The sequence below is a fragment of the Mycobacterium sp. 1165178.9 genome, from assembly GCF_001673555.1.
Taxonomy (GTDB): Bacteria; Actinomycetota; Actinomycetes; order Mycobacteriales; family Mycobacteriaceae; genus Mycobacterium.
Map to the genome: position 1 here is coordinate 1 of NZ_LZMB01000443.1, position 635 is coordinate 635.

Consider the following 635-nt stretch of genomic DNA (forward strand, 5'->3'; position numbering starts at 1 on the left):
ACTCGCGCATCAGCCGGCCCGATTCGTCGAGGACCGCTTCTAGTCGCGCGATCGCGCTGCCCGGGCGGGCGGCCGCCTGACGCAGTCGCGGGACCGCGACATCGGTCCGCGCCGCCACCGCGGCCTTCAACAGTTCTGACTTGTTCGCAAAGTAGTGATACAGGCTGCCGCTGGTCATCTCCGCGGTTCGGGCGATCTCCCGAATCGTCGCGCGGGTATAGCCCGCCTCACCGACACAGCGCATCGCCGCGGCGATGATTCGCGCCCGGGTCTGCTCGCCGTCGGCGCCCACCGGGCGGCCCAGTTGCGGCGGAGTGACAGTCATGGTGCCTCGGGGGTTTGTCGGTCACGCACCGGGCACCTCCGCGCCAACAACAAATCGATCGTCCGATTATATTCAATTCGTCGGCGCCATCGGTCGGCGGACGGGATGCGATCAGTGGAGGCAGCACCGTGATTCGGACGCAGCGCGGGCGGCCGGTCGGTGCCAGTGGCGAAAAGACTCGCCAGCGGATCATCGTCGCCACCATGCGGTGCGTGGCCGCGGCGGGGTACGCGCGGGCAACGATTCGTGAGATCGCCCGCACCGCGAATGTGACCAGTGCAAGCCTCTACAACTACTTCCCGAACCGTCT

Annotated in this window: 2 protein-coding genes; one reads left to right on the forward strand and one right to left on the reverse strand. The window is 67.4% G+C overall.

The genetic code is table 11. The features are described from left to right. The coding region (locus A5652_RS19050) for a TetR/AcrR family transcriptional regulator (RefSeq protein ID WP_156745421.1) at window positions 1-325 on the reverse strand (325 nt) is incomplete at its 3' end. Window positions 326-453: 128 nt separating this feature from the next. Here A5652_RS19050 and A5652_RS27015 point away from each other — a divergent pair. Then, window positions 454-635 (forward strand): TetR/AcrR family transcriptional regulator (locus tag A5652_RS27015; protein ID WP_156745422.1); only part of this gene is annotated, 182 nt, incomplete at its 3' end.